The sequence below is a fragment of the Streptomyces sp. NPDC028635 genome (assembly GCF_040637635.1).
Lineage (GTDB): Bacteria > Actinomycetota > Actinomycetes > Streptomycetales > Streptomycetaceae > Streptomyces.
Window position 1 is genome coordinate 1 of record NZ_JBEZWX010000026.1, and the last position, 7,717, is coordinate 7,717.

Below are 7,717 nucleotides of genomic sequence, written 5' to 3' on the forward strand. Positions count from 1 at the left end.
GAGGCGACGCCTTCCTGGATGCGGGCGCCGCCGGAGTCGTTGATGCCGATGACGGGGCAGCCGGTCTTGAGGGCGAAGTCCATGACCTTGCAGATTTTCTGGCCGTAGATTTCGCCGAGGGCGCCGCCGAAGACGGTGAAGTCCTGGGAGAAGACGGCGACGGGGCGGCCGTCGACGGTGCCGTAGCCGGTGACGACGCCGTCGCCGTAGGGGCGGTTGTGTTCCAGGCCGAAGTTCGTGGAGCGGTGGCGGGCGAACTCGTCCAGCTCGACGAAGGAGTCCTCGTCCAGGAGCAGGTCGATGCGTTCACGGGCCGTCAGCTTGCCCTTGGCGTGCTGTTTCTCGACGGCGCGTTCCGAGCCGGCGTGCGTCGCTTCCTCGATACGGCGCTGCAGATCCGCGAGCTTGCCCGCGGTCGTGTGAAGGTCGATCTCTTCCGGCTCGGACATCGGGATCGCGGCTCCCTGCCTGCTCAAAAGGGGGGACGGTTACTCATCCGTAGCGTAGTGCTGCCCCCCCGCCGACGGCAGTGCGGCGTTTCCCACACCTAGGGTGGCTTGCATGACGCCGCGAGATGCCTCAGACGACAGCCGCTGGTCCGACCTCGACCGTCCGCCCCTCAGCGCCACGGCGCTGCGGCGCGCGCTGGTGCGCGAGGGAAGCCTGTGGTCGGACCTGGAGGTGGTGCAGCGCACCGGCTCCACCAACTCCGACCTGGTCGCCCGCGCGGAGGCGGGGACGGCGGCCGAGGGCGCGGTCCTCGTCGCCGAGGAGCAGACGGCCGCCCGCGGGCGCCTGGACCGGCAGTGGACGGCTCCGCCGCGCTCGGGCCTGTTCTTCTCGGTCCTGCTGCGGCCGACGGACGTCCCGGTGGCCCGCTGGGGCTGGCTCCCGCTGCTGACCGGGGTCGCCGTGGCCACCGGCCTGTCCCGGGCGGCAGGCGTCGACACGGCCCTGAAGTGGCCGAACGACCTCCTCGTCACCGTCGGCGGCGAGGAACGCAAGGCCGGCGGCATCCTCGCCGAGCGGGCCGGGGACGGCGGTGTGGTCGTCGGCGTAGGCATCAACGTGACGCTGAAGGCGACGGAACTGCCGGTGCCGCAGGCCGGGTCGCTGGCGCTGGCCGGAGCGGTGAGCACGGACCGCGACCCGCTGCTGCGCGGCGTGCTGCGGGCGCTGGAGGACTGGTACGGCCGGTGGCGCGAGGCGGGCGGCGACCCGGCGGCGTGCGGCCTGCAGGAAACGTACGCGGCGGGCTGCGCGACGCTGGGCCGCACGGTCCGCGCGGAGCTGCCCGGGGACCGGTCCCTGGTCGGCGAGGCGGTGGCGGTCGACGGCGACGGCCGCCTGGTCCTGGCGACGAAGGACGGCGTGCAGGAACCGGTGGGAGCGGGCGACATCATCCACTTGCGCCCGGCGTGAGCGTGGGTTGGGGTGAGTCGGGACAGGCGTGACCGCGAGCGCCCCCGGAAGGGGCGCGGGGCTGCGTTCGACAGGCGGCTCGGCCGTGTGGGCGCGGCCGGCCACACACGACCAGCACCGTAGAAGCGAGAAGCACCCCCCACCATCAAGGGGGTGGTCCGGGGACAGAGCCCCCTGCGGCCGGCCACACCGACGAACGGCACCGTCGCGACGCCGCACACCCCACCCCCCGCCCACAGAACGGAGTGAGCTCGCGCACACCTGCCGTAAAGTTGGAGGCCGGTCGATACCTGACCTCGGCAGATCGGAAGGGCAGCAGGCGTGACCGTCGACGACTCGGGTTCCGGACCCGACGCCTCCGACTCCGGCGAGGACCCCCTCGCGCTGCGCCTGGAACAGCTGATCCTCGGCGCCGAGCGGCGCTACACCCCGTTTCAGGCGGCCCGCAGTGCCGGTGTCTCCATGGAGCTGGCGTCCCGCTTCTGGCGTGCCATGGGCTTCGCCGACATCGGCCAGGCCAAGGCCCTCACCGAAGCCGACGTCCTCGCCCTGCGCCGGCTCGCCGGTCTGGTGGAGGCGGGCCTGCTCAGCGAGGCGATGGCGGTGCAGGTCGCTCGCTCGACGGGCCAGACCACCGCCCGGTTGGCGGAATGGCAGATCGACTCCTTCCTGGAGGGCCTGACCGAGCCGCCCGAGCCCGGCATGACCCGCACCGAGGTCACCTATCCCCTGGTCGAGCTGCTGCTTCCGGAGCTGGAGGAGTTCCTCGTCTACGTCTGGCGCCGCCAGCTCGCCGCCGCGACCGGCCGGGTCGTCCAGGCGGCGGACGACGAGGAGATGGTGGACCGGCGCCTCGCGGTGGGCTTCGCGGACCTGGTCGGGTTCACCCGGCTGACCCGCCGTATGGAGGAGGAGGAGCTCGGCGAGCTGGTCGAGGCGTTCGAGACGACGGCCGCCGACCTGGTCGCCGCGCGCGGCGGACGGCTGATCAAGACGCTCGGCGACGAGGTGCTGTTCGCGGCGGACGACGCGGGCACGGCGGCCGAGATCGGGCAGCGGCTGATCGAGACCATGGCGAACGACGAGACGATGCCGGAGCTGCGGGTCGGCATGGCGTTCGGCACGGTGACCACTCGTATGGGCGATGTCTTCGGTACGACCGTCAACCTGGCGTCCCGGCTGACCTCGATAGCGCCCCCGGACGCCGTCCTCGTCGACAGCGCCTTCGCGGAGGAGCTGATCCGCACCGGGGAGGCGCCCGCCTCGGAGGCGGAGGCGGCCGAGCAGGCGGCGGCCGCCGAGAAGGAGGGCGAGGAGCCGCCGGCGTACCGCTTCGCACTGCAGCCGATGTACCAGCGTCCGGTGCGTGGACTCGGTGTGGTCGCGCCCTGGCTGCTCGGCCGGCGCGACGACGGCAGCGCGTGACGGGCGGCGCGTAGCGGCTCAGCCGAGGAGCCCCGGCCCCAGGCACACGGCGATGATCGGCAGACACAGCCCTTGGCCCGGATCGCCGGGCTGTCCGGCCGGCGGCGGAGTCGGCGGCGTGCTGGAGTGCGACGGGCTCGGTGCGGGCGCCCGGGGAGGCGGGGCCGGTGCCGCCGTGGACGCGGGCGGGGCGGCGGGAGGCGCGGACGTCCGCCCGGAGCCGGTCGCCGCGGTGGCCGGCGGCCGCGAGAGCGGGACGGAGGCCGACGGCGTGACGACGGCCGACGGGCCGCGCCCGGCGGCTGCCGGGGCCGGGACCGTCGCGACCGGTCCGGTGCTCTTCCCGCCCATGACGTCCGCGGCGGACGGGCCGGGGCGGGGCGCGGCGGAGACCGTGGCGGCGGCGTCGGCCGACCGCTCGGCGACGGTGCGGCGGCCGGGCTCGTGATCGGTGCGGGGACCTGCCTCCGCGGTGCCGAGGCCGGGGACGCCGGACTCGGGGGCCAGTCGTACGAGACTGAGCACACCGGCGGCCAGGGCGAGACCGCCGGCGGCGAGCAGCACGCGCCGGTGGCGGGGCCGGCGGTGCCGGCCGCGGGCGGCGTCGTGCGGTTGCCGGTCCGTCGTCTCCGTCGGCGTCCTTGTCATCGCGACGTCCCCCTTCTGCGCTTGCGCCCCCGATGCGCCGTGGCGGTCGCACCGTATGCGCTCCCCCGGACGGAGGACCCGGATTTGGGCGGGATGTCACTCGAACGGGTGCACGGCGGCTCGTACGACCCGGGTCCGGCCCTTTCCCGGACGGCTCCGGCCTGCGATGATCGGGCCGTTGTCGTCTGTTAACCCGCGTTAACCGGGAGGGTGTCATGAGCGAGGAGCGGTTCGGGGAGTTCGTGCTGGTGCGGCGGCACGGGGCCGAGGGTGCCCGGCATGTCGCGGAGCTGGCCCTCGACCGGCCCAAGGCCATGAACGCGGTCTCCACCGAGATGGCCCGCTCGATCGCCGCCGCGTGCGAGGCGCTGGGTGCCGACCGGGACGTACGCGTGGTGGTGCTGACGTCGACGCACGAGCGGGCGTTCTGCGTGGGTGCCGACCTGAAGGAGCGCAACTCCTTCTCCGACGCCGATCTGGTGCGGCAGCGGCCGGTGGCGCGCGGTGCGTACACCGGCGTGCTGGAACTGCCGGTGCCGACGATCGCGGCCGTGCACGGGTTCGCGCTCGGCGGGGGCTTCGAGCTGGCGCTGTCCTGTGACCTGATCGTGGCCGACCGCACGGCCGTGGTGGGACTGCCGGAGGTGTCGGTGGGCGTCATCCCGGGCGGCGGTGGCACCCAGCTGCTGCCGCGGCGGGTGGGCGCGGCGAGGGCCGCCGAGCTGATCTTCACGGCGCGCCGGCTGGAGGCCCCGGAGGCCGCCGAGCTCGGGCTCGTCGACCAGCTGGTCGACGCCGGGCAGGACCGCGCGGAGGCGCTGGCGCTGGCCGCCCGCATCGCCGGGAACTCCCCGGTGGGCCTGCGCGCGGCGAAGCGGGCCCTGCGCCTCGGGCACGGCCTGGACCTGCGGGCCGGCCTGGAGGTCGAGGACGCCGCCTGGCGCTCCGTGGCCTTCTCCGGAGACCGGGCGGAGGGCGTGGCGGCCTTCAACGAAAAGCGCAAGCCCCAGTGGCCGGGTGAGTGAGCGAGGCACATACAAGGGGCTGACCCCTCAGGGGCGCATCCGAGCACGCGGAACCGCAACGCCGTAAAGGGGCGCATCCGAGCACGCGGAACCGCAACGCCGTAAAGGGGCGCGGGGAACTGCGCGACCAGCCCCCCACCACCCGCACCCGAAAAACAACCCCCCGTGGGGGTGGGGGCGCAGCCCCCCCAGCCGTGGTCGCGGAGACCCACCCGCACCCCAAACCCACCCACCCCCACCCACACCTGTTCGCCCCATTAACGCACCGATCCGGCCAAAACCTCCCTAGCCTGGAGCAATGGGTGAGGACAGGCGCCTGGCCGCTGTGGTGGCCCTGGCCCAGGGGATGGCCGCGGCACACAGCCCGCGGGAGTCGTGGCGTGCCGCAGCGCTCGGCGGCTGCCGCGCGCTCGCCGGGAGTTTCGCCGCGCTGTCGGTGTGGGAGCGGGACCTCGGCCGGCTGCGGGTCCTGGTGAACGTGGGGGACCGGGCTCCGGAGGAAGAGGAGTTCCCGGTGGACGAGACGTACCCCGTCCACCAGTTCCCGGAGATCGCCGAGTTCCTGCACGAGCGCTGGGCGTCGGGCGGCGAGCCCAACGCGTGGGTGGAGACCGCCGAGGGGCCGACCGCGGGCCACGCCGGCTACTGCCACCAGCGGGTCGCCGCCCTGCGCCGCCGGGGCCGCGGATGCTGCGTGGTCGCGCCGATCGTCATGCACGGCCGCGCCTGGGGCGAGCTGTACGTCGCGCGCCGGGCCGGTTCCCCCCTCTTCGACCGGGGCGACGCGGATTTCGCGACCGTGCTGGCCTCCGTGGCCGCCGCGGGGCTGGCACAGACGGAGCGGTTGCAGGAGGCGCGACGGCTGGCCTTCACCGACGCGCTGACCGGGCTCGCCAACCGCCGTGCCGTGGACGCCCGCCTGGACGAGGCGATCGAGCGGCACCGCAGGGAGGGTGCGGTGGTCAGCCTGGTGGTGTGCGACGTGAACGGGCTGAAGCACGTCAACGACACCCTCGGCCACGCTGTGGGCGACCGTCTGCTGGAACGATTCGGCTCGGTGCTCTCGCTGTGCGGGGCCATGCTGCCGGGGGCGCTGGCCGCCCGGCTCGGCGGGGACGAGTTCTGCTTGCTGGTCGTCGGCCCGCCCGTGCAGGACGTGGTGAAGGTCGCCGACGAGCTGTGCCGAAGGGCCGCCGAGCTGGAGCTGGGGGAGGGCGTGGCCTGCGGGGTCGCCTCCACCGAGGAGCCGATCGGCCCGCTGCTCTCGGCCCGCCGGCTGTTCCGTCTGGCGGACGCCGCCCAGTACCGTGCGAAGGCCGAACGCTCCACCCGCCCGGTGGTGGCCGGTCAGGAGGGCCCGGACGACCCGGTGATCCGCCTGGCGGACCAGCCCACGACGGACGCGGCCCCGGAACGCCGCGCCTTCAGGGGCCGCCTGTAGGAAGCCGCCCGGTGTCCGCGGAGAGGAGACCGCCCGGTGCCCGCGGACGGCGCGCGGCCCAGCCGGTAAGGGGCGGACCCCGGACCCACTGGTGACATCTTCGTCTTCAATGCGTACGCTCCTGAATATGAGTATGCACACTGTGGTGGTGGGGACGTCCGGGGTGACCGCGTCCGACGTTCTCGCGGTGGCCCGTGACGGCGCCCGCATCGAGCTCTCCGAGGAGGCGGTGGCCGCCCTCGCCGCGGCCCGCGGGATCGTGGACGCGCTCGCGGCCAAGCCCGACCCCGTCTACGGCGTCTCCACCGGATTCGGCGCCCTCGCCACCCGCCACATCAGCCACGACCTGCGCACCCAGCTCCAGCGCAACATCGTCCGCTCGCACGCCGCCGGCATGGGCCCGCGCGTCGAGCGCGAGGTCGTCCGCGCCCTGATGTTCCTGCGGCTGAAGACCGTCTGCTCCGGCCACACCGGTGTCCGGCCCGAGGTCGCGCAGACCATGGCGGACATCCTCAACGCCGGGATCACCCCCGTCGTCCACGAGTACGGCTCCCTCGGCTGCTCCGGCGACCTCGCCCCGCTGTCCCACTGCGCCCTGACCCTGATGGGCGAGGGCGACGCCGAGGGCCCGGACGGGGTCGTGCGGCCCGCCGGCGAGCTGCTCGCGGCGCACGGCATCGAGCCCGTCGAGCTGCGCGAGAAGGAGGGCCTGGCGCTCCTCAACGGCACCGACGGCATGCTCGGCATGCTGGTGATGGCGCTCGCGGACCTGGACCGGCTGTACAAGTCCGCCGACGTCACCGCGGCCCTGTCGCTGGAGGCCCTGCTCGGCACCGAGAAAGTGCTCGCGCCCGAGCTGCACGCCATCCGGCCGCACCCGGGGCAGGGCGCCAGCGCCGCCAACATGCTCGCCGTCCTCAAGGGGTCCGGCCTGACCGGGCACCACATGGACGACGCGCCCCGCGTGCAGGACGCCTACTCGGTGCGCTGCGCGCCGCAGGTCGCGGGCGCCGGCCGGGACACCCTCGCGCACGCGCGCCTGGTCGCCGAGCGGGAGCTGGCCTCCGCCGTCGACAACCCCGTCGTCCTGCCCGACGGCCGGGTCGAGTCCAACGGCAACTTCCACGGCGCCCCGGTCGCCTACGTACTGGACTTCCTCGCCATCGCCGTCGCCGACCTCGCCTCCATCGCCGAGCGGCGCACCGACCGGCTGCTGGACAAGAACCGCAGCCATGGCCTGCCGCCGTTCCTCGCCGACGACGCGGGTGTGGACTCCGGGCTGATGATCGCGCAGTACACGCAGGCCGCCCTGGTCAGCGAGATGAAGCGGCTCGCCGTGCCGGCCTCCGCCGACTCCATCCCGTCCTCCGCCATGCAGGAGGACCACGTGTCCATGGGGTGGTCGGCCGCACGCAAGCTGCGCACCGCCGTCGGCAACCTCGCCCGGGTGATCGCCGTCGAGCTGTACGCGGCGACGCGGGCGATCCAGCTGCGGGAGGGGCTGACGCCGGCGCCCGCCTCGCAGGCCGTCATCGAGGCCGTACGGGCCGCCGGGGTCGAGGGGCCGGGCCCGGACCGGTTCCTGGCGCCCGACCTGGCCGCGGCGGACGCGTTCGTGCGCGACGGGCGGCTGGTCGCCGCGGTGGAGTCCGTCACCGGTCCGCTGCACTAGCGCGTCTCGAACCCCACAGGGGCCCCGCCCCCCCACCGAGCGGCGGGGGCCCCACCCGGTACCGGGCGGGGGGGCGGCGCCCGG

At 74.5% G+C, this 7,717-nt stretch carries 7 protein-coding genes; 5 read left to right on the forward strand and 2 right to left on the reverse strand.

Features of this window, described 5'->3' with window-relative positions; genetic code table 11:
- Positions 1–449, reverse strand: a 449-nt coding sequence (locus AB0E88_RS24675; protein WP_361634208.1) for a carboxyl transferase domain-containing protein, incomplete at its 3' end; no start/stop codon positions are given.
- 112 nt (positions 450–561) lie between these two features.
- Here AB0E88_RS24675 and AB0E88_RS24680 point away from each other — a divergent pair.
- Together AB0E88_RS24680 and AB0E88_RS24685 are read left to right on the forward strand one after the other, a co-directional pair.
- Entirely contained in the window at positions 562–1,422 is an 861-nt protein-coding gene (locus AB0E88_RS24680) for a biotin--[acetyl-CoA-carboxylase] ligase (protein WP_361634211.1), read from the forward strand.
- A 321-nt stretch (positions 1,423–1,743) separates the two neighbouring features.
- The gene (locus AB0E88_RS24685; protein ID WP_361634214.1) at positions 1,744–2,847 is read left to right on the forward strand and encodes an adenylate/guanylate cyclase domain-containing protein; all 1,104 of its coding nucleotides are present in this window, start codon (positions 1,744–1,746) and stop codon (positions 2,845–2,847) included.
- An 18-nt stretch (positions 2,848–2,865) separates the two neighbouring features.
- On the opposite strand, the gene AB0E88_RS24690 is transcribed toward AB0E88_RS24685, so the two are convergent.
- Positions 2,866–3,495 (reverse strand): hypothetical protein, encoded by a 630-nt coding sequence (locus AB0E88_RS24690; protein ID WP_361634217.1) that lies wholly within the window; start codon positions 3,493–3,495, stop codon positions 2,866–2,868.
- Between the two features lie 215 nt (positions 3,496–3,710).
- Here AB0E88_RS24690 and AB0E88_RS24695 point away from each other — a divergent pair, with 215 nt between their 5' ends.
- From AB0E88_RS24695 to hutH, 3 genes are all read left to right on the forward strand, one after another.
- Complete coding sequence (locus tag AB0E88_RS24695) at positions 3,711–4,520, forward strand: enoyl-CoA hydratase-related protein (RefSeq protein WP_361634220.1); 810 nt, start codon at positions 3,711–3,713, stop codon at positions 4,518–4,520.
- 298 nt (positions 4,521–4,818) lie between these two features.
- Positions 4,819–5,961 (forward strand): sensor domain-containing diguanylate cyclase, encoded by a 1,143-nt coding sequence (locus tag AB0E88_RS24700; RefSeq protein ID WP_361634223.1) that lies wholly within the window; start codon positions 4,819–4,821, stop codon positions 5,959–5,961.
- Positions 5,962–6,094: 133 nt separating this feature from the next.
- Positions 6,095–7,633 (forward strand): histidine ammonia-lyase, encoded by a 1,539-nt coding sequence (gene hutH / locus AB0E88_RS24705; protein ID WP_361634457.1) that lies wholly within the window; start codon positions 6,095–6,097, stop codon positions 7,631–7,633.
- Positions 7,634–7,717 lie beyond the last annotated feature (84 nt).